At 63.3% G+C, this 22,487-nt stretch carries 13 protein-coding genes; 3 read left to right on the top strand and 10 right to left on the bottom strand.

Translation table 11 applies throughout. The features are described 5' to 3' along the window. Positions 1-78: 78 nt before the first annotated feature. Positions 79-765 (bottom strand): D-lyxose/D-mannose family sugar isomerase, encoded by a 687-nt coding sequence (locus tag ACWUKX_RS22185; RefSeq protein ID WP_095521782.1) that lies wholly within the window; start codon positions 763-765, stop codon positions 79-81. 150 nt (positions 766-915) lie between these two features. Here ACWUKX_RS22185 and ACWUKX_RS22180 point away from each other — a divergent pair, with 150 nt between their 5' ends. Then, positions 916-1,974 carry a D-TA family PLP-dependent enzyme gene (locus ACWUKX_RS22180; RefSeq protein WP_456008985.1) on the top strand — a complete coding sequence of 353 codons (1,059 nt, stop codon included), beginning with the start codon at positions 916-918 and terminating at the stop codon, positions 1,972-1,974. A 66-nt stretch (positions 1,975-2,040) separates the two neighbouring features. Here ACWUKX_RS22180 and ACWUKX_RS22175 read toward each other — a convergent pair whose 3' ends face one another. The 8 genes from ACWUKX_RS22175 to hutI form a co-directional block, all read right to left on the bottom strand. Next, the gene (locus ACWUKX_RS22175) at positions 2,041-2,805 is read right to left on the bottom strand and encodes a heme ABC transporter permease (protein ID WP_456008984.1); all 765 of its coding nucleotides are present in this window, start codon (positions 2,803-2,805) and stop codon (positions 2,041-2,043) included. Positions 2,806-2,913: 108 nt separating this feature from the next. Continuing rightward, positions 2,914-4,686, bottom strand: a complete 1,773-nt coding sequence (locus tag ACWUKX_RS22170) for a glucan ABC transporter ATP-binding protein/ permease (protein WP_128342918.1) — start codon at positions 4,684-4,686, stop codon at positions 2,914-2,916. 358 nt (positions 4,687-5,044) lie between these two features. Further along, positions 5,045-13,606 (bottom strand): GH36-type glycosyl hydrolase domain-containing protein, encoded by an 8,562-nt coding sequence (locus ACWUKX_RS22165; RefSeq protein WP_456008983.1) that lies wholly within the window; start codon positions 13,604-13,606, stop codon positions 5,045-5,047. 246 nt (positions 13,607-13,852) lie between these two features. Beyond that, positions 13,853-14,440: a HutD/Ves family protein gene (locus ACWUKX_RS22160; protein WP_456008982.1), complete on the bottom strand. Its 588-nt coding sequence runs from the start codon at positions 14,438-14,440 to the stop codon at positions 13,853-13,855. 8 nt (positions 14,441-14,448) lie between these two features. After that, a complete protein-coding gene (hutU, locus tag ACWUKX_RS22155; protein WP_456008981.1) occupies positions 14,449-16,119 on the bottom strand; it encodes a urocanate hydratase in 1,671 nt (556 codons plus the stop codon). A 40-nt stretch (positions 16,120-16,159) separates the two neighbouring features. After that, entirely contained in the window at positions 16,160-16,978 is an 819-nt protein-coding gene (gene hutG / locus ACWUKX_RS22150) for an N-formylglutamate deformylase (RefSeq protein WP_456008980.1), read from the bottom strand. Continuing rightward, entirely contained in the window at positions 16,978-18,519 is a 1,542-nt protein-coding gene (gene hutH / locus ACWUKX_RS22145; protein WP_456008979.1) for a histidine ammonia-lyase, read from the bottom strand. Before hutH ends, hutG begins: the two co-directional genes overlap by 1 nt. After that, positions 18,516-19,751 carry an imidazolonepropionase gene (gene hutI, locus ACWUKX_RS22140; RefSeq protein WP_456008977.1) on the bottom strand — a complete coding sequence of 412 codons (1,236 nt, stop codon included), beginning with the start codon at positions 19,749-19,751 and terminating at the stop codon, positions 18,516-18,518. Before hutI ends, hutH begins: the two co-directional genes overlap by 4 nt. Before the next feature lie 100 nt (positions 19,752-19,851). Between hutI and ACWUKX_RS22135 the strand changes: the two genes are divergently transcribed. Together ACWUKX_RS22135 and hutC are read left to right on the top strand one after the other, a co-directional pair. Beyond that, positions 19,852-21,204, top strand: coding sequence for a formimidoylglutamate deiminase (locus ACWUKX_RS22135; RefSeq protein WP_456008975.1), 1,353 nt, complete (start codon positions 19,852-19,854; stop codon positions 21,202-21,204). Continuing rightward, positions 21,201-21,947, top strand: a complete 747-nt coding sequence (gene hutC / locus ACWUKX_RS22130; RefSeq protein WP_456008973.1) for a histidine utilization repressor — start codon at positions 21,201-21,203, stop codon at positions 21,945-21,947. Before ACWUKX_RS22135 ends, hutC begins: the two co-directional genes overlap by 4 nt. Before the next feature lie 170 nt (positions 21,948-22,117). Here hutC and ACWUKX_RS22125 read toward each other — a convergent pair whose 3' ends face one another. Next, on the bottom strand, positions 22,118-22,462 hold the full coding sequence (locus ACWUKX_RS22125; RefSeq protein ID WP_095496140.1) for a RidA family protein: 345 nt from the start codon (positions 22,460-22,462) through the stop codon (positions 22,118-22,120). Between the last annotated feature and the right edge of the window lie 25 nt (positions 22,463-22,487).

Genomic DNA, 22,487 nt, shown 5'->3' with positions numbered 1-22,487 from the left:
AGGACATCGAATCTGATTTGCGCAAACTTGGGAATCCAGATTCAGTCAAAAGGCGAAGCGCTCTAGAAGGCATGGCTCCTACCCCACCCACTTCTCGTAGTCGGACACGAGCAGGTGCAGCGGCGCGACATCCTCGTCGATGTCCGCGAAGCGGCCGATCGGTTCGCGGAAGACATTGTCGGTGAGATCGTCATTGACGGTCGAGACCTCGCCGATCAGCACGTCCTTGCCTTCGGCCCAGAAGGCGTGCCAGACACCCGGAAGAAGCGTGACGCTCTGGCCCGGGTCGAGCTTCAGCAGCCCGCCCGCAGGCAGCCTGTGGATGGTTCCGTCGACAGGCACCGATACCTCGGCCTTCGGATCAATGCCGCCATCGCGATCGTGCATGAACAGTTCCAGCACAAGCTTGCCGCCGCCACGATTGATGATGTCCTCGGCCTTGATGTTGTGGCGGTGCATCGGCGACAGCTGATCCTTGCGCGAGATCATGATCTTCTCGGCATAGAGCATGCCCATGCCCTTCTTCATGTCCTCGTAGCGACCGTTGCGGACAGTGAACAGGAAGAGGCCGAGATCGCTGAACTTGCCCTGGCCGTAATCGGTGATGTCCCAGCCAAGCCGGGACGAGAAGATGGCCGACGAATCCTGCCGGCGCGCCTTCATCTCTTCGGGTGACCAATAGGCGAAGGGCGGCATTATGTAGCCGAACGAGCGAATGAAGGTGTCGGCATCTCGGATGATGTCGTTGATAGCGGAGCGTTTCATGATCGTGGTTCCTTCCAGTCGGCCTAGGCGATCTCCAAACCGAATAGCCGAACGCCGATCCGGTGTCGACGTAAACTGCATGAGCTGGCCTCATGACATCCGGTTCGATCGAGGTCATAACGGCAACCAGTTTCCTGATGGTGGCATTCCATGCTGAGCATAGAAGATCTCGATACGCCGGCGATCCTGATCGATGTCGATCGCGCCGAAGCCAACATCGCGCGGGCGCAGGCCCATGCCGATCGCCACGGTCTGAAGCTCAGGCCGCACATCAAGACCCACAAACTGCCTTACTGGGCAAAGAAGCAGATCGCAGCGGGTGCGGTCGGCATCACCTGCCAGAAGATCGGTGAAGCCGAGGTGATGGCCGATTCCGGCCTCACCGACATTTTTCTCCCTTATAACATTCTGGGCAAGGGCAAGCTGGAGCGCCTCAAGGCGCTGCACGGTCGTGTGACGCTGTCGGTGACATCAGACAGCCTGGAAACACTTGCGGGTCTCGCCGCCACCTTCACCGATCCAGGCCAGCCGCTACAGGTGCTGGTGGAATGCGACACCGGCATGGGCCGCTGCGGCGTCCAGTCGGCCAGCGAGGCGGTCGCATTGGCCAGGGAGATCGACAAGGCCAAGGGGCTCGCCTTCGGCGGGCTGATGACCTATCCGGCGGCAGGCCGCGCTGCCGAGGCCGAGACGTGGCTCGCCGGCGCGCGCCAAGCGCTCGCCGCATGCGGCTTTGGCTGCGAACGCATCTCCAGCGGCGGCACGCCGGATATGTGGCGCTCAAGCGAGGCTTCCGTCGTTACCGAGTACCGCCCCGGCACCTACATCTATCTCGACCGCTACCAGGTCGCCAAAGGCGTCGGCAGTCTCGACGACTGCGCGCTGACGGTGCTGTCGACGGTGGTCAGCCACCCGACGCCGACACGGGCCATCCTCGATGCCGGCAGCAAGGCCTTGTCCAGCGATACGCTGGGGCTGCCTGATTTCGGCGAATTGCTGGGTCTTCCGGGCGCTACCGTCACCGGCCTCAGCGAAGAGCACGGCACGGTGACGCTTATGGACGGCGCCGGCCTCAACATCGGCGAGCGCGTCCGCGTCGTGCCCGACCATTGCTGCGTCGTCACCAATCTGTTCGACGAGGTGCATTTGATCGAAGGCGAAAAAGTGCTGGAAACGCTGCCGGTGGCGGCGCGCGGCCGCATGGGCTGACCCCGTCACCCGAGTTTCCTTACCGGACCGAAGTTCGGATATCAGGCCCGGACCGAAGATCGGATATTAGGCTGACTGCCGTTCGGCCTGCTTCGCCGCGATACGTCGCATCGAGATGACGCGGCGACGGCGGATTTCCGTGCGCATCGCCATCAGATGCAACGCGAAGAACAGCACGGTAAAGCCTAGAGCCATCACCAGCAACGGCCTCAGCATAGAGGGGTCAATGGTCGAGCCACCCATGCGGAACACCGAAGCCGGCTGATGCAGCGTGTTCCACCAGTCGACCGAGAACTTGATGATCGGGATGTTTATGAAGCCGACCAGGGTGATGATTGCGGCGGCCCAGGCGGCGCGCGCCGCATCGTCGAGTGCCCGCGTCAGCGCGATGATGCCGAGATACATCAGAAACAGCACGAACACCGAGGTCAGCCGCGCGTCCCACACCCACCAGGTGCCCCACATCGGCTTGCCCCAGATCGAGCCGGTGATCAGCGCGAGTGCTGTAAAGACGGCGCCGATGGGTGCCGCCGATTTCAGCGCGACATCGGCCAGCGGATGGCGCCATACCAGCGTGCCCAACGCGAAAACCGCCATCAGTGTGAAACACATCATGGCCAGCCAGGCGAAGGGCACATGGATATACATGATGCGCACGGTGATGCCTTGCTGGAAATCCTCCGGCGCAGCGAAGCTCATATAGAGCCCGGCGGCCAAGATGAGTGCGGCGATGGTCGCCAGCCACGGCACCACCTTGTCGGCCAACCAGACAAACCGCGTCGGGTTGGCGAAATCCATCCAGCCGCTGAGGCGTGAAGTCAGGTCACTCATACGGCTTTACATAAACCGGCGACGCTTTTGGGGCAATCGAGTGGTGGTGTCGCAGGCTGCCTTCCCTTCTCCCATAGGACAGGTGAGAAGGGAAGGCAGCCTGGCCGCTCAGGCGGCCTCGTCCGTGATGGTGCGGCTGAGGCGGCGGACTTCCTCGTCGTTGAGCAGGCCGCCGGCGCGCAGCAGGCTGGCGAAGCGGCCATTGCGCATCGACAATTCGGCGAAGCCACCCATTTCGACCACCTTGCCCTTGTCCATGAACACAACCAGATCGGCATCTCGAACGGTGGTCAAGCGGTGGGCGATGATGAAGGTAGTGCGGCCGCGCCGCAATTCGTCGATCGCTTCCTTGACGCGGTCTTCCGTCTCGACATCGAGCGCGCTGGTCGCTTCGTCGAGCACCAGGATGGGCGAATCCTTCAGCACGGCGCGCGCGATCGCGATACGCTGGCGCTCGCCGCCCGAAAGCTGTCCCCCGCGTTCGCCGACGACCGTGTCGTAGCCGTTGCTCTTCGATAGGATGAAATCCTGCGCAGCAGCGGCATTGGCGGCAGCGTGGACCTCATCATAGGTCGCCTCGGCGCGCCCGACGCGGATATTGTCCTCGATCGAGCGGTTGAGCAGGCCCGCATCCTGGAACACGGTGGCGATCGAGTGGCGCAGCGACTTGCGGGTCACCGTACGGGTATCGATGCCATCGATCAGAATCCGGCCGCTGGACGGCGCAAAGACGCGCTGCAAAAGATTGATGAGCGTGGTCTTGCCCGCGCCCGTCGGACCGACGACGGCGACGGTCTGGCCGGCATGGACCTCGAACGACACGTCGTTCACGCCCTGCCCCGAATTGGCGAATTCGAAGCTGACGTTTTCAAAACGCACATGACCAGTGACGTTGCCGAGGTCACGCAACCCGTCCGGCTCGGCGGCGTCGGCCGCGGAGTCCTCGAGGCGGTAAAATTCCTCAAGCTTGGCCCTGGCTTCCGAAATCTGGTTGGCGAAGGCCGACATCTGGTCGAGCCGGGCGATCAGCAGCGTTGCAAAGCCGGTAAAGGCGATGACGTCACCGATACGCAATTGGCCATGCATGACCAGATAGGAGCCGATCAACAGCACGACCATCATCGAAATGGTGGACGACAGGCGGTGCAGGGCGTTGGCCAATGCCCACCAGTCGAGCACCGGATATTGGGCATCAAGCAGATTCTTGACATAACGCTTCAAGGCGTCGGTCTCGTGGCCGATTCGATTGTAGCTCTGCAGCACGGCGACGTTGCTGACCGAGTCGCTCACATGCGCGAACACCTGGTGAAAATGCCGCTCCACGGACGCTTGGCCTTCCCTGGTACGACGCATCACCAGCCGCCCGATTCCGACATAGAGTGCGCCCAGCGCCAGCAGGACCATCGACATGCGAATATCCATGCTGAGCGCCGTCGGCACCAGCAGAACCAGTGCGACGACAGTGGACAAATGCTGCCTCATGAACTCGAGCCAGAGGCTGAACAGGGTCTCGACCGCGCGCAGAAGCGTATGCAGAGAATTGGATGTGCCGCGCTGATGATGCCAAGCAAGTGGCATGGTGATCACGCGCTCGAATGACTGGCAAAGCACCTCGCTGCGTCGTGCATGGGCAAAGCGGTCAGCGCCGCGCGCCACCAGAACGAAGGCGACGACGTTGAAGACCCCTATACCGGCCCATACGGCGAGCGTCGAAAAGACCGAGCCGCCGTCCGAAATAGCATCGATCACCCGTCCGAACATGATCGGCTCAAGGATGGCGATAATGGCCAGCGCGACATTCGCCCCGCAGATAAACGCTACGCGTTTTCTGTCGGCAGCGAGATAACCAAGCGCTCTCCAGTAGATCTGCAGAAGGGACACTTCAGCTACTCCGGCAAATTGTTATTGTGCACTGCATCATTTTCTACACGTACCCGTTGACGTGTCGCGAAACAATGCTCGTGTACCCCTTCAGTTCCCAATTCGCGAACAAAAGATGGCGACGCTGCGAAATCTGTCGTGATCACCTAACGGTTTGAGAAAAAAGGTAAAATGTCAGCCCTGCGGCAAAATCGTGGCAGGCTGCAAGCACTGCCGCAATTTTAATCAGCAACTGGTCATGTACGAATCCCTAAAGGCTGCACCGGCTTTTGGGAAAGCTCATGCGCAATAGAATTTCCAGAGCAACCTTAAACAACGCGCATCCCCAAGACGTCCAAAAACGCCAAAATCCTTGGAACTACGCCGGTATCCTGACGACCACCTCGGCCTTGTCGCCGGCTTTCGGTTCGAAAGACGAAGCCTTCGTCTTTTTACCATCTACCTCTAACGAGATGGCTTTGACCTTGGCGTCGCGGACAACGCGAACCCTGAGTTCGGCCCCCAGCACCTTGAGCGTTGCTGTATAACCATTCCAATGGCTGGGGAGTTTCGGCCTGAACCGAATGCGCTCGCCCCTGCGCTCAATGCCGAGGATGCCCTCGACCGCCGCGCGATAAAGCCAGCCGGCCGAGCCGGTGTACCAGGTCCAGCCACCGCGGCCGCCCTTGCCTTGCCCGGCGTAGACGTCGGCCGCGACGACATAAGGCTCGACGCGGTAGTGCTCGGCAGCGGCCTTGTCGAGCGCGTGGTTGACCGGGTTGAGCATCGAGAGACAGCGGTAGGCGTCGTCGGTGCGCCCCATTTCGGCGAGCGCAATGACGAACCATGTCGCCGCGTGGGTGTACTGGCCGCCGTTTTCACGGACACCCGGCGGGTAGCTCTTGATGTAGCCTGGATTCTGTTCCGTCCTGGAGAAGGGCGGGGTGAAAAGCTTGACGATCTTGAGCTCGTCGTCGACGAGCATTTTCATCGCCTGCTGCATCGCCGTCGTCGACCGCGCCGGATCGCCCTCGCCCGACAGCACGCTCCACGACTGGGCAATCGAGTCGATCTTGCACTCCTGCGAACCGCGCGACCCCAGTGGCGTGCCGTCGTCGAAGCTGCCGCGACGATACCATTCACCATCCCAGGCCGTGCTTTCCAGCGCCCGCTTCAGCACGTCAGCGTGTTTTGTCCAGGCTTGCGCGCGCTTGGTATCGCCTTCCGCCTTGGCGACAGGTGCAAAGTCGCCCAGCGTCTTCAGCAGGAACCAGCCCAGCCAGACGCTCTCGCCCTTACCGTGCTCGCCGACACGGTTCATGCCGTCGTTCCAGTCGCCACCGAGGATCAGCGGCAGTCCGGCGGGGCTACTGCGCTTGATCGCAAGGTCAAGTGCGCGTGCGCAATGATCATAGAGTGAAGCGGTCTTCTTCGAGATTTCCGGGGTGAAGAAGGCGTCGTGCTCGCCTTCTTCCAGAGGCGGCCCGTCGATGAAGGGCAGTTGTTCCCTGAGGATCGCGGTATCGCCGGTCACCTGCAAGTAGTGTGACGTGGCGTGGGCGAGCCAGACCACGTCGTCGGAAATCATGGTGCGGACGCCTGCCTCGGTGCGCGGCAGCCACCAGTGCTGCACGTCACCTTCGGGGAATTGCCGCCGCGCCGCGTTGAGGATCTGGTCGCGCGCCAATTTCGGATCATGGACAAGCAGAGCCAGCGTGTCCTGCAACTGATCGCGGAAGCCAAAAGCGCCGCTCGCCTGGTAAAACGCGGAGCGGGCGCGGATGCGGCAGGCAAGGCTCTGATAGGGCAGCCAGTGGTTGACCATGGCGTTGAGCGCCTTGTCCGGCGTCTCGACCTGGATGGTGTCGAGAAACCCCCGCCAGGTGCGTTCGTTGTCAGCCAGCCGCTGATCGAAATCCTTGCTGCTATGATGCTGTACCAGCGCGCTGGCTTCCTCGGCAGAGGCTGCATCGCCGAGCAGCCAGAGCAGCGTCACGTCGCCGCCGGCAGGGATGTCGATGTCGCGTGCAATTGCAGCACAAGGATCATCGCCGGCCTCGACGCGGCCCGACAGGCTGGCGCCGCTGAGCACGGCATGCGGAAGTTCGCTGGTGCCGTGCCGGCCGATGAACTCGCCGCGGTCGGCCGTCACAGAATGTGCCGCGCTGTCGGTGGCCAGGAAGGCGACCCGGTCGCTGAAGTCGAGCCCGTACGGATTTTGCGCCAGCAACGCGCCCGTCACAGCATCCCTGGACGGAACGATGGTCGCCGCCGTGCGCGAACGATGGCTGCCAAGAACCCATTCCGCATAGGCATAAACGCGCAGGCGCGCCGGCACCGAACCCGAATTCTGGATGCGCAATCGGGAGATTTTCACCGGATCGACAGGATCCACCACATGGGTCAGGTCCATCGACAGCGGTCCGCGCTTCGAACGGAAGGTCGAAAAACCCTGTCCGTGCCATGTTTCGTAGGTCATGGCGGGATCGCGCACCACTGCGGCCAGCGGCGAGAACGCCCGGCCGTTGGCGTGATCGTAGATATAGATGCCCTCGCCGGGCCGGTTGGTGACCGGGTCGTTCGCCCACGGCGTCAATTGATAGTCGCGGCTGTTTCGGCTCCAGGTGAAGGCAGAGCCTTCAGCCGAAACATGGAAACCGAACGAGGCGTTGGAGACGACGTTGATCCAGGGTTGCGGCGTCGTACGCCGGCCAGCAAGGCGCACGACATAGTGGCGTCCGTCGCCCTCGAAGCCGCCAAAACCGTTCCACTGGTTGAGCCCGCTGCCGTCGGCACTGCCTTCGATCGAGGCCTGGGCAGCCCATGCCTGCGGCGCCGGCGGAGACGGTTCGCGAAGCGCTGCTGCACCTGCCGGCTGCAAAGCGTCCCGTGCTTGCAGCGCAGCGGCCTCGGCGCGCTCGATCTGATCGAAGATGGTGCCGTTTCGCGTGTGCAGGGCGACGCGGGCGACGGCGAGCAGCGTCTTGTAGGTCGTTTCGTCCATGAGATCGCGGCGCACGGCGAAGATGTGCTGGCGGGGTCCGAGCTCCTTGCCGCGCAGACGGCTGTTTTCGCACAGCGTCTCGACTGCCCGTTGCAGATCCTGCACGTAGGATGAAGCCTGCTCGTTGACCACGACAAAATCGATCATCATGCCGCGGGCGCGCATATATTCCTGGAAGCGGAGCGCCTGGGCAACGATTTCGAGATCGGCGACATCGCCGATCCTGACCAGGAAAATCGGAAAGTCGCCGGATATGCTGGTCGGCCACAGACTGGACTGCTTACCGAGCCCGGAGGCGATCGATTCGGCCGGAAGGCGCAGGAACGGATCAGGATAGATCAGATAACGCGCCAGATTCTGCACATTGGCGGCATCGGCAAGGCTGAGGCCGAGATGACGGGTCTGCACCTGCGAGCGGGTCCAGGCGAGCATCGCCTGACGGGCGAAGGCTTCCGGATGATCGAGCCGCGCAATGACATCTTCGAGTTCGGCACGGTCGGCGCCGACGGCAGTCCAGAAGGTCAGCGATATCTTCTTGTTGGCCGGCACGCGCACCTGTCGGCGAAGTGCTGCGACCGGATCCAGCGTGAAGCCGGAATGGCCGCCAAGCTTGGCGCCGGGATCGAAGGCGGCGGCCTCGGTTATGGTGCGGCCGCGGCCGATAAAGGCGCGCCGGTCGGTTTCGGCCTCGGCGTCGCGCGTCGACCCAGACGGGTCGGTGACGAAGTGCACCATGGTGACATCAGGCTCGTCCGTTTCCCGCTTGCGTCTTGTGGCGAAGATCGCCCCGTTATTCGCAGCGATTTCGGTTTCCACGAACATTTTCGAGAAGGCCGGATGCGCGTTGTCGGATGCGTCGGAGCCCAGCACCAGTTCGGCAAAGGAGGTCACTTCGATATGCCGATCGACCGGGCCGTCATTGTAGAGCGTCACCCGCCGGCCTTCGCCGTTTCCTTCCGAGATGACGATGCATTCGACCTCCGAACGCAGTGATCCCACCGACTTGATGAAGCTCGCCTTGTCGTCGGAGAACAGCGTCTGCACTTCTTCGTCGGTGGCACGCTTCGGCTCGGCGGTGGCCGACCACCAGTCGCCGGTGCCGGCGTCGCGCAGGAAGATATAGGAGCCAAGCCGATCCTCGGTTGGATCCGGCTGCCAGCGCGTGACGGCAAGCTCGCCCCAGCGGCTATAGCCGGAGCCGGTCGCAGTGACCATGACCGAGTAGCGGCCATTGGACATGACGCTGGTCGAACGCAGCGCCTTGAGCGGGTTGAGCACGATGCGCGTATCGGGGCTCTCGACTTCCGTTTCGTCCTTCGACCGTTCGTCGGCCTCGGTCCTGACGGTGGCGGTCGGGATGTCGCGCGGCGCTCTTTCCTGCAGCAGCAACTCGGCCGACTCGATCACCGGATCGCTGTGGAAGCGGTCGCGCAGACGTCCTTCGAAGATGGCATCGGCAACGGCGGCGATCGACATCCCGGAATGGTGGGCCATGTAGTTCAGCACGACGACATGGTCGGTGCCCTCCGGCACGCGCTGCGGCGTGAAATCGACCGCATCGTAGAAGCCGTGCCGGCCAAGGGCGCCAAGCCGCCTCAGCCTGGCAAGGTTCTGCACCGATTCACGCGGGGTGAACTGCGCCGCCAGCACGGTCGCATAAGGCGCAATCACCGTGTTCTGGCCAAGACCTCGCTTCAGGCCCAGCCCGGGCACGCCGAAGTTGGTGTATTGGTAGGTCAGTTCGCGGTCGCGGGCGTTGTAGGCCGCTTCCGATATCCCCCAGGGCACGTTCTTCGAGCGGCCGTACTGGATCTGACGTTTGATGATGAGCTTGCTGGTCTGGTTGAGGATGCTGCCTTGCGCCTCCTTCATCACCAACGGCGGCATCAGATACTCGAACATCGAGCCGGACCAGGACATCAGTGCGCCCTTGAACCCGATCTCGACGATCGGCCGGCCGAGGTGGAACCAGTGCTCCGTCGGCAGATCGCCCTTGGCGATGGCGAACAGGCTGGTCAGCCGCGCCTCGGAAGCCAGGAGGTCGTAGCAGCTTTCGTCGAGCTGATGCTCCTCGACCCGGTAGCCGATCGACAGGAGCTTGCGTTCCTTCCGCATGAGGAAGGAGAAATCCATCTCGAAGGCGAAGCGACGCGTGCGCTCGCGCAGCGAAAGAAGCTTGGCCCGCAAGGCTTCGACGGCATTGTCGTCGCTATGCGCGTCATGGACATGCGCTTCGCAAGTTGCTTCCAGTCTCGCCGCCCAGTCGGCGATGGTATCGCTCTGTGTCGATGCGGCCTCGGTATGGATGGCGATGGCGAGCTTGCGAATCTCGCCGGCCAGAACGGCCAGGTTGATGGTGCGGATCGATGCCATCTCGGGCTGTGCTTTGATCGATTCGACCGCGCGCCGCATGCCGTCGAGGCGATCGGCGAGCCGCTGGCGCAACGGCCGCAACTGGCGGCGGTCGTCAGGCAACTCCGCCAGGCTTTCGTCGAGGATCGTCACCGTATCGAGGATACCCTCGAAGTCGCCCTGAAGGTGGACTGCAGGCGCTTCCGCCCATTCGGCGCAGGCGGCCGCCACCGCCACCAGATGGCCGGCAAGATTGCCGCTATCGACGGCGGAAATATAGAGCGGATAGAGCGGTTTCAGCGTCGTCGTGTCATACCAGTTGAAGAGATGGCCGCGCTCACGCGGCATGCTCTCGATGGTCGACATCGTCGCGTCGATGCGGGTGGTCGCGTCGGACAGACTGATCCAGCCGAAGTCGCGCGCTGAAATCACCGAAAGGAGATAGACGCCGATATTGGTCGGCGAGGTGCGGGGCGCCACGACAGGCGCCGGACTTTCCTGGAAATTGTCGGGCGGCAGGTTGTGATGCTCGGCCGTCACGAAGGTCTCGAAATAATGCCATGTGCGCCGCGCAACGGTGCGCAGCGCATGGATGTCAGCCGCCGATATGCGCAAACGGTCCTCGGTTTCGGCCGAGCGGCTGATCCAGAAAGCGAACGCCGGCGAGCCGATCCAGAACAGCGCGAAGAAGAAGGCGACGAAAGCTCCGGTGGAATCGGCCAGAACCGGGATGGCGAGGCCGACGACCCCGACAATCACCGCGCCGTACATCATGCCGTAATAGGAGCCGAGATCGTTGTCGCCATTCTTGTGCGCCTGCGAGGCAGTGCGCCATTCGAGCAGATTCTGCCGACTGACGAACAGACGGTAGAGTGTGCGAATGATGGCGTCGCCCATCATCCAGGCCAGATGCGCCATCAGCACGATCTTCAGCGCCACCAGGGCGGTGCCGAAGACAACGTCGCGCGCCAGCGCCGAGAAATGGCCGCGCGGCGTCTGGTCGCCGCTTTTCGGCAGGATGGCGTGGACGATATCGAATGTCGGCGCCATGAACAGCGTGAGGATCAGCAGCGCCTGCCATTGCGCGGCCTGCGTGAAAGGCAGCAACGTCCAGCCGGCGATCGCCGCCATCACCCAGAAGATCGGCGTCAGCGAGCGGCGCAGATTGTCGACCATCTTCCAGCGCGACAGCGCCGGTACGCCGGAGCGCGGATCGAGAATGAAGCCCAGAAGCTGCCAGTCGCCGCGTGCCCAGCGATGGTGGCGCGACGCGTCGACCGAATAGCGGGTCGGATAGTCCTCGACCAGTTCGACGTCCGTGACCAGTGCCGCGCGTGCCAAGGCGCCTTCGAGCAGATCGTGGCTGAGGATGGTGTTTTCGTCGATGCGGCCCTTCAGCGCCGCTTCGAAGGCGTCGACATGATAGAGGCCCTTGCCGGTGAAGGAGCCGTCGCCGAAGACGTCCTGGTAGATATCCGAGACGGCAAATACGTAGGGATCAAGGCCTCGATTGGCGGAAAACACCCGCTGGAAGAAGGATGCATCGTCGCCGCTGGTCAGGGAAGCGGTGATGCGCGGCTGCAGGATGGTGTAGCCGGCGGTGACAACGCGCTTTGCCGCATCGTAATGCGGGCGGTTGAGCGGATGGCAAAGCTTGCCAACCAAACTGGCGACGGCATCGCGGGTGGTGCGCGTGTCGGCGTCGAGCGTCATCACATGGATAACGTTTTCTGGCAACGGCACATCCAGCGGCAGGAAGGTGGTGTCGCTGTCACCGCGCAACAGAAGATTCAGTTCGTGCAGCTTGCCGCGCTTGCGTTCCCAGCCCATCCAGGCGCCCTGGGATTCATTGTAGAGCCGCCGGCGATGCAGGACGTAGAAGCGCGGCGCCCCTTCGCTGGGATAACGGGCGTTCAGCCGTGCGATCTCGTCGCGAGCATATTGGAGGATCTCAATATCCGCCGCATCGATTTCGGTTTTGCTGTCCGGCCAATCCGAAAGCAGAGCGAAATGGATTTCGTCCGCCGTGTTGGCCAGGTGATGCACTTCGATATTGCGGATGTTCTCCTCGACGTCGTCGCGCGAGCCGATCAGCGACGGCACCACTACCAGCGTTCGGGCCTCGGGCGGCATGCCGCGTCTGTAGTCGTAGCCGACGAGGCGCGTGGGCTTCAGGAACAACGATACGACAGTGTTGAAGAAGGCAAGCGCGCCTTCGCTGGCCGGCACGGCAAACAGCGCCAGCATTAAGGCGATCGACCATTTGGACAGGCCGAGATTGGCAAGGGCGTTGCCGGAGAGGACCAGAAGCAGGACCGTCAGCGCGAACACCGGCAAGACAATGCCCAGCCATCCGATCTTGCGGAACGCCCGTTTGATCGTGACGCTGACGGTCGGCCGATAGCCGATCGCCTCTTCCAGTTCCAGCCGGCGCGGCCCGACCAGAAAGAACCCGACGTCGGTGTGAGCGGTCGGACCGGTGCCGGTGGTATCGGCGACAGCGGCATGGCCGGCGAGTTCGATCGCCTTTTCGGCAACGCGGAATTCGGAACGATCGGAGCGGCGCGCCATTTCTTCGATCGCGGTCCGGTACTGGTCGCGCGAGAAGAAATCGAGCGCGGCGAAATCGGTGCGCTCGCGCAGCAAGGTATCGATGCGGCTGACACCTTCGAACCAAACCGTCCAGTCGATATCGTTGATCAGCCTGAGGCCGCGGATGATGTTGCCGGTGGTTACATTGCCGCCGGACAGCGTGCGATGCTCGCTGATTATGATTTCCTCGGCATCGGAGCCGGACTTTTCGAGTTCGCCCTCCAGCCATTCCAGCGCCCTGCCGGCATTTTGCGACCCGTCGCGCAGGCGGTAGAGCAATTGTGTGGCAAAGGTGGTGTCTTGTGCATGGGCGACGTAGTTCGACAGGATCGCCTGACGGTCGGCGCTGTCGTCGACCGCCAGCACGCGGTCGGCAACCTCGTTGGCAATCTGGCGCATCTGCCGGGTACGATTGACCCGGACCGCGATCCGGCGAAGATTTTCGATCAGAACGAAGCGCAGCAGCGACGGCAGCGCCCAGAGTTCGCCGATCTTCAGCGGCTCGACGGACTGAAAGCCTTCGACGATCGCCTTGAACATGGTAGCCGAGACGGAACTGTCCGAATGCGCGACATAGGTCCAGGCCAGCGCAAGCGCGCGCGGCACGCTGGCGCCGTCGGACAGCTTCAGCGTCGGCAACTGCCGATAGAAACGGCGGGGCAAGTCGCGCTTGACCTGGAAGATGGTTTCCTCAACCAGATAGTTGTTGTCGAGCAGCCATTGCGCGGCCGGCGTGATCGTCTCGCCTCTCGCCTGCGCGGCATTGGTCGAGCGGTAGACTTCGAGGATCTTGCTGGCACTGTCGCGGACGCGTGGCTGGAAATCGAACGGCTCCAGGCCGAACAGATCCTTGACGTCGCCCTTGGCGAGGGTTGTACCCAGCGTGCGCAGGCGCTCTTCCGGCAGGAAATTGGAGCGTATCGGCTCTTCCGTGATGGCCGGGAAGCTCGCGCTCGTCTTTTCCATTTGGGTGGGGTCTGTTTGGATATTCATTGAAAATTCCGTATGGGGGACGCGTTAGCGGCGTCACCGCCACGGCAATGTCCCTGAAACCAATTGAAATGCAATGGTTGCATCGAAACAAGGGCCGAAAGTTTGTTTTCGCACCGCAACTTACAGACGAACCACCTCTCCCCCCCGCCGGGACTTGATCGACGGAAGGATTCGGGCTTTTTCGTGATCTGGGCTTGAGCTTACGGCATATTTCGCCGGGGTTGTGATCATGTTTCGAAACAGGCGTTAATCGTTTGCAGCAACGCGATCGATGCGGATCACGAACAGCGTCGCCGGTCGCGCAGGCTCCAGGCACCACTTCAAGGCGTCCGGCCCGAGCAACAGCGTATCGCGCGGTCCGATGCGGACAGGCGCCGCGCCGGCCACCGTGATCTCGCCGTCAAAACACAGGATGAGAGTCACATCGGCCACCGCGTGGATGTCCGTCGAGGTCGAAATCATCACGCGTTCGACGGCATGGGTCATCCGTCCGCGCCGCGTCATAACATTGAGATCGATAATCGGACCGGCGATCAGCGCCGCTTGCGTCGGCACATCGGCCGGAAAGGAAAGCGGGGCGGAAGCCTTGGTCACCGTAGCGGCCGGGCGGCCGGCGATGTCAAGGACAATCCCCTCGCCTTCCAGCACGGCCAAGGTTCGATCCACTTCGGCAAACCCGGAGAATGGCCCACCGCTTTCGACGCGCGCCATGGAGATGCGCCAGTCGAAATCGTCGAGCGCAGCACCTGCGGGCGAGACGGCGATTTCCGTCGTCACCCCGCCGCCGTTCTTCCACGGCATAGACCGGTATTCGGCTGCCCGGAGAATGCGCAAGGCGCGGTTCAGCCGAGGATGCCTGGCAGGTTGAGCTGGTGCTCCCTGGCGCAGTCGATGGCGAGATCATAGCCGGCATCGGCGTGGCGCATGACGCCGGTTGCGGGGTCGTTCCACAGCACCCGCTCCAGGCGTTTGGCCGCTTCGCGCGTGCCATCGGCGACGATAACCATGCCGGCATGCTGCGAAAAACCCATGCCGACCCCACCGCCATGGTGCAGCGACACCCAGGTTGCGCCGGAGGCGGTGTTAAGCAGCGCATTGAGCAGCGGCCAGTCGGACACGGCGTCCGAGCCATCCTTCATCGATTCCGTCTCACGGTTCGGCGATGCAACCGAGCCGGAATCGAGATGATCGCGGCCGATGACCACCGGCGCCTTGAGCTCGCCCTTCGCCACCATTTCGTTGAAGGCGAGGCCGAGCCGGTGGCGATCGCCGAGACCGACCCAGCAGATGCGCGCCGGCAGGCCCTGGAAGGCGATACGCTCGCGCGCCATGTCGAGCCAGTTGTGCAGGTGGGTGTTGCCGGGCGTCAATTCGCGCACCTTGGCATCGGTCTTGTAGATGTCCTCGGGGTCGCCGGAGAGGGCTGCCCAGCGAAACGGGCCGATGCCGCGACAAAACAGCGGTCGGATATAGGCCGGCACGAAACCCGGGAAGGCAAAGGCGTTCTCGAATCCTTCCTCCTTCGCCACCTGACGGATGTTGTTGCCGTAATCAAGCGTCGGCACGCCGGCGTTCCAGAACGCCACCATCGCCTCGACATGTTCGCGCATCGACGCGCGCGCCGCCTTCTCGACCGCCTTCGGGTCGCTGGTGCGCTTCTCGCGCCATTCGGCGAGCGACCAGCCCTTGGGCAGATAGCCGTTGAGCGGATCATGCGCCGACGTCTGGTCGGTGACCATATCGGGGCGCACGCCACGCCGCACCAGTTCCGGCACGATGTCGGCGGTGTTGCCGACCAGACCGACCGATTTCGCCTCGCCGGCCCTGGTCCAGCGCTCGATCTTTTCCAGCGCCTCGTCGAGCGTGTCGGCGCGCTCGTCGACATAGCGGGTGCGCAGCCTGAAATCGATACGGTCGGGATCGCATTCGATCGCCAGGCAGCAGGCGCCGGCCATGACCGCAGCCAGCGGCTGGGCGCCGCCCATGCCGCCGAGGCCGCCGGTCAGGATCCATTTGCCCCTGAGGTTGCCGCCGTAATGCTGGCGGCCGGCCTCGACGAAGGTCTCGTAGGTGCCCTGCACGATGCCTTGTGTGCCGATGTATATCCACGAGCCGGCCGTCATCTGGCCGTACATCATCAGGCCTTTCTTATCGAGCTCGTTGAATTTCTCCCATGTCGCCCAGTGCGGCACGAGGTTGGAATTGGCGATCAGCACGCGCGGCGCATCGGTGTGAGTCCGGAACACGCCGACCGGCTTGCCGGACTGCACCAAAAGCGTCTCGTCATCTCCAAGCGTCTTCAGCGAGGCGACGATGCGATCAAAGTCGTTCCAGGTACGCGCCGCCCGGCCGATGCCGCCATAGACGACCAGTTCGTTGGGGTTTTCGGCGACGTCGGGATCGAGATTGTTCATCAGCATGCGCAACGGCGCTTCCGTCAGCCACGAGCGGGCATTGAGCTCGCTGCCGCGTGGGCTGCGGACTTCGCGGATGTTATGACGAGGATCGGTCATGGCGTCACTTTTCCTTTCGAATGAGCTGCGCGGCGGAGCGTCAGCGCCCGGCCCAGGCAATCGCGCTTTCCAGGATCCGCTTCAGCGTGGCGCGGATCGGCGCGGCGAATGCGGGGTCGTAAGGCACCGGCCAATTGTCGGGCGTCCCCTTGCCCTCGGGCTCGCGCATATAGCCGCGGTTGGAGAGTTCCATTTGCAGCGCGTGGACGTTGTTCTGCGGCTGGCCGAAATGGCGCGTGATCCAGCCACCCTTGAAGCGGCCATTTACAACGTATGTCTCGACGGTTCCGGCGAGGATCTCTTCGACCATCGCCTGCAAGGCCGGATCGGCGCTCTTGCCGTCATTGGTGCCGAGATTGAACACCGGCAGCGTCCCCTCGAACAGCCGCGGCAGCACCGAGCGGATCGAGTGGCAGTCATAGACCACGGCCCTGCCATGAGCGCCCTTTATCCGCGCAACTTCTCCAGCAATTGCGCTGTGATACGGATAAAAAAAGCGACGGCTCCGATGCTCTGTCTCTTCAGCGTCTGGTTCCAAGCCGGGGCGATAGAGCGGATCGCCGTCAAACGTCTCCGTTGGGCAAAGACCGGTAGTGGTTTGGCCGGGATACAGAGAAACACCTGACGGATCGCGATTGACGTCGATGACGCTGCGCGAGATCGACGTTCGAACAATGCTGGCGCCAAGATCAGCCGCAAAGTCATAGAGTTGTTCGATCCACCAGTCCGTGTCGCGACGTGCAAGCCACGGCGAAACGAATCGATCTTCCAAACCAACCAGATCGGTGCCGGTATGCGGCAAGCTGACAAGCAGCGGCTTGGTTCCCTCATGGACAGTAAGCCAGTCGCGCTCGTTCATCATGCGGCTCCAGAAATCGCCGGCAGCGCCACCGCGCTCGCCGCCCTCACCGCCGCGCCGCTGCGCACCATAGCGCAGGCTTTTTCCATGTCGGGATGGAAATGCCGGTCATTGTCGAGATGCGGCACCTCGGCCCTGACCAGCCTGCGCACCGCTTCGAGCGGCGCACTCGATGCCAGCGGCGCATGGAAATCGCAGCCTTGCGCAGCGGCCAGCAATTCGATGCCGATGACGGCCGTCGCATTCTCGACCATGCCGATCAGCCGGCGCGCGCCATGTGCTGCCATCGAGACGTGGTCTTCCTGATTGGCAGAGGTCGGGATCGAATCGACGCTGGCCGGATAGGCCTTCTGCTTGTTTTCCGAGACGAGTGCCGCCGCCGTCACCTGCGGGATCATGAAGCCGGAATTCAAGCCGGGCTTCGGTGTCAGGAAAGCCGGCATGCCCGACAGCGCCGGGTCGACCAGCATGGCAATGCGCCGCTCCGACAGCGAACCGATCTCGCAGACGGCGAGCGCGATCATGTCGGCAGCGAAGGCCACCGGCTCGGCGTGGAAATTGCCGCCGGAAAGTGCTGTGTCGTCCTCGGCGAAGATCAGCGGATTGTCGGTGACGCCGTTGGCCTCGGTACCCAGCGTGTCGGCGGCCTGGCGCAGCACGCTGAGCGCAGCACCCATTACTTGCGGCTGGCAGCGCAAACAGTATGGGTCCTGCACGCGCTCGTCGCCGACCCGGTGCGATTCACGGATGGCGCTGCCGGCCATCAGGTTGCGCAGCGCCTCTGCCGTCTCGATCTGGCCAGGATGCTTCCTGAGCAGATGGATGCGCGGATCGAAGGGGGCGTCGGAGCCCTTGGCGGCATCGGTCGAAAGCGCACCGGCGATGAGCGCCGACTGATAAAGCACTTCAGCGTCGAACAGGGCGGCCAATGCATAGGCGGTCGAGAACTGCGTTCCGTTGAGCAGCGCCAACCCCTCCTTGGCGCCAAGCGTGACCGGCTCCAGCCCGTGTGAGACAAAAGCGACCTTGGCCGGAAACCGGCCATGCGGGGTAAAGCACTCGCCGACGCCGATCATCACCGCCGTCATATGCGACAGCGGCGCAAGGTCGCCGGATGCGCCGACCGAGCCTTGCGCCGGCACCACCGGAATGACGTCGTTGGCCAGCATTGCTTCCAGCAATTCGATGGTCTGCGGCCGAACGCCGGAGGCGCCTTGCGCCAGGCTGGCAAGCTTCAGTGCCATCATGAGCCGGCAAACAGCAACCGGCATCGGCTCGCCGACGCCGGCGGCATGCGACAGCACGATGTTGCGCTGGAGCGTCTCGAGGTCGGCGGGGGGAATGCGGACGCTGGCCAATTTGCCGAAACCGGTGTTGATGCCATAGACCGGCTCACCCCTGGCGACGATCCGCGCAACCGCCTCGGCGCTCGCCCTAATCTTCGGCCGGCAGGCAGCGTCCAGCTTCGGCACGGCGCCACGATAGATTTCGCGCCAGTCGGCCAGCGTTGTGTTGCCCGGCTTGAGTTTGAGTTCGCTCATCGTCCTCTCCAGATTCGGGCATGCAGCGGGTTGAAGCCCATACGATAGACGAGCTCGGCCGGGCGCTCGATGTCCCAGATCGCAAGATCTGCTGACTTTCCGGCCTCCAGCGTGCCGGTCTGTCCGAGCAGCCCCAGCGCGCGGGCGGCCTCGCGGGTGACACCGGCAAGGCATTCGTCAACAGTCAGACCAAACAAAGTCGCCGCCATGTTCATGGTCAGCAGCAGCGAGGTCAGCGGCGATGTGCCGGGATTGCAGTCCGTGGCGACCGCCATTTTGACGCCGTGCTGGCGAAACAGACCGATCGGCGGCTTCTTGGTCTCACGGATGAAATAGTAGGCGCCGGGCAGGATCGTCGCCACGGTTCCTGCCCTCGCCATCGCCGCCGCACCCGCCTCGTCAGTGTATTCGAGATGGTCGGCCGACAGGGCGCCATAACGCGCCGCAAGTTCTGCGCCGTGCAGATTGGACAATTGGTCAGCGTGGAGTTTCACCGGCAGACTTAGCGGCTTGGCCGCGTCGAACACGCGAGAAATCTGCTCGGGCGAAAAGGCGATGCCCTCGCAAAAGCCATCGACCGCATCGGCCAGGCCTTCGGCAGCGACGGCCGGCAAAATCTCGTTTGCGACCAGATTGATAAAAGCGTCCTTGTCGCCTTTCGCTTCAGGCGGCAGGGCATGTGCGCCGAGGAAGCTCGTCCTCACTGTTACTGGACGATGTTCGCCCAGGAGCCGCGCGGCGCGCAGCGATTTCCTCTCGTTTTCAAGATCGAGCCCGTAGCCCGACTTGATCTCGATGGTGGTGAGGCCTTCCGCGATCAACGCGTTGAGGCGCGGCACCGACTGCGCAACCAGTTCGTGCTCGCTGGCAGCCCGCAGCGCCTTGACCGACGAGACGATGCCGCCGCCCGCTCGAGTCACCTCCTCATAAGTCGCGCCGGCCAGCCGCATCTCGAATTCGTTAGCGCGGTTGCCTGCATGGACCAGATGAGTGTGGCAGTCGATCATGCCCGGCGTTATCCAACGCCCTTCGCAATCGATAATCTCGGCTGCTTGGCCCAGCGCTGCCGGCATGTCGGCTTCCGGGCCGGCATAGACGATCAGGCCATCGCGCGCGGCGATCGCGCCGTCTTCGACGATACCCAGTGCGGCGGCGCTGTCAGCCATGGTTGCCAGACGCGCGTTGCGCCAGAGGCGAACCTCCCCTGCCCGACCTTTGCTCTCTCCTGCCATCATCTTTTCCGTTTCAATCTGCGGCGATTATGTATATACATATTGAGATGCCCTGCAAGTGGTATCATTGCACGGGACACAGGGAATCGGAGAGAAAAACGTGACGGCGATCTTTGCGGAACAGGTGCTTCTGCCCGACGGCTGGCATTCCAACGCCCGGATCGTCGCCAGTGAAGGCCGCATCGCCGCGGTCGAACCTAACACCACCCCCCGGCCCGGCGACGAACGCCATGCCATTCTGCTGCCAGGCATGCCGAACCTGCACAGCCACGCCTTTCAGCGCGGCATGGCCGGCCTCGCCGAGTTGCGCGGCCCTTCTGCCGACAGTTTCTGGAGCTGGCGCGAGGTGATGTACCGCTTCGCGCTCTCGATGACGCCGGACCAGGTCGAGGCGGTCGCCGCCCAGCTCTATGTCGAGATGCTTGAGGCCGGGTTCTCCCGGGTCGGCGAGTTTCACTATCTCCACCACGACCGTGACGGCCAGCCCTATGCCAACGTCGCCGAGATGGCTGAGCGCATCACTGCCGCGGCTGCCGACACCGGCATTGGGCTGACGCTGCTGCCGGTCTTCTATGCGCATTCCTCCTTCGGCGGCGCTGCGCCGAACGACGGCCAGCGGCGATTCATCAACGATGTGAAACGGTTCTCGCGGCTTGTTGAGAAATGCCGCGAATCCGTTCGCACCTTGAATCACGGCGTCGTCGGCATCGCCCCGCACAGTCTGCGCGCCGTGACACCGGAGGAGTTGGAAAACATCGCGGCAATGGTACCCGGCGGACCGATCCACATCCATATCGCCGAGCAAGTGAAGGAGGTTGAGGACTGCCTTGCCTGGTCCGGGGCGCGGCCGGTCGAATGGCTGCTCGCCAATGCCAAGGTCGATAAGCGCTGGTGCCTGATCCACGCCACCCACATGACCGAGACCGAGACCGCGGCCATGGCGAAAAGCGGGGCCATCGCCGGCCTCTGCCCGATCACCGAGGCCAATCTCGGCGACGGCACCTTTGCAGCACCTTTGTTCAAACAACATGGCGGCCGCTTCGGCGTCGGCTCCGATTCCAACGTGCTGATAGGCCTGCCCGACGAATTGCGGCAGCTCGAATATTCGCAGCGCCTCGCCCACCGTGCCCGCAACGTGCTGGCGGTCGCCGGCGGTTCGACCGGCCGCGCACTGTTCGATGCAGCGCTCGACGGCGGCAGCGCCGCGCTTGGCGCAGGTCTCTCGCGGATCGCCGCCGGTGCCCCGGCCGATTTCGTCTCGCTCGATGGCAATCATCCCTCGCTGGCCGGCAAGACGGGCGATGCGGTGCTCGATGCCTGGATCTTCGCCAATGCCACCAATATCGATTGCGTCTGGGTGCATGGCAAGAAACTGGTCAGCGGCGGCAGGCATGCAAGGCGCGATGCCATTGCCGAGCGTTTTCGCAAGGTGATGACGGCGCTTTCGGCATGAGCATGATCGGAACAATCGATGTGGACGTCGGCGAGCCCCTCTCGCTGCATCAGCGCATCCTGTCCGACATCAGCGAGCGGATTCTGTCCGGTGCCTGGGCGCCCGGCCACCGCATTCCGTTCGAGCACGAACTGACGGCCGAGTACAACTGTTCGCGCATGACGGTGAACAAGGCGCTGTCGCAGCTTGCCAAGGCCGGGCTGATCGAGCGCCGCCGCCGCTCCGGCAGCTTTGTCCGGCGGCCGCAGTCGCAAGCCGCGGTACTGGAAATCCACGACATCAGGATCGAGGTCGAAGCGCTCGGCCTGCCCTATCGCTACGAGCGTGTGGTGCGACACAAAAGGCGCAGCAGCGCGGAGGATCGCGCCTTGCTGGAACTCGCTGCTGCCGGACCTGTGCTGGCGCTGGAATGCCGGCATTTCGCCGGCAAGCGGCCGTTCGCCCGCGAACAGCGGCTTATCAACCTGGCCGCCGTGGCCGAGGCCGCCGACGAGGAATTTCATGCCATCGCGCCCGGGCCGTGGCTGATCGCCCGCGTGCCATGGAGCGCCGCCGAGCACCGCATCCGCGCCGTCGCCGCCGACAGACACATTGCGGCGGCACTCGACATCGCGGTCGGCGCACCGTGCCTGGTGGTCGAGCGACGGACATGGAGCGCCGAGCACCCCGTCACCCATGTCCGTTTCACCTATGCGGCCGAGAGCCACACGCTGGTGGCAAGATTCACGCCTTCGCAGGGGTAACTCTTACCCTCCCCCTTGAGGGGAGGGTCGCGGAGCAAATGCCGCAGGGCGGCACTTTGCGACGCGGGTGGGGTCAGTGCAGCTTCGCCGACCCCACCCGTCTCGCAGTTTCCGCTTCGCTTCGACCGTTCGCCGACCTCCCCTCAAGGGGGAGGGTAAAGCGCTCTGCCTCAGATCGCGGCCGTGACAATGATCTCGACCAGATATTCCGGTCCGGCAAGCTTGGCCTCGCCGGTGGCGCGCGCCGGGGTATGGCCCTGCGGCACCCACTTGTCCCACTCCGCGTTCATCTCGGCGAACGTGCTCATGTCGGCCAGCCAGATGATCGCCTGCAGGATCTTGGTCTTGTCGGTACCGGCCTTGGCCAGCAATTCGTCGATGGCAGCCAGGATGTCCCTTGTCTGGGCGCCGACGTTTCCGCCCGGCTCGCCGACCTGACCGGCCAGATAGACGGTATTGCCGTGGATGACGATCTGGCTCATGCGCGGGCCAACATCGATGCGACGAATGCTCATGGGACGTTTCCTTCCTTTGTGGGTC

The sequence above is a fragment of the Mesorhizobium sp. f-mel genome (assembly GCF_053850215.1).
Note: the sequence above shows the minus strand (reverse complement) of the source record. Positions and strands in the feature narration are given on the sequence as shown.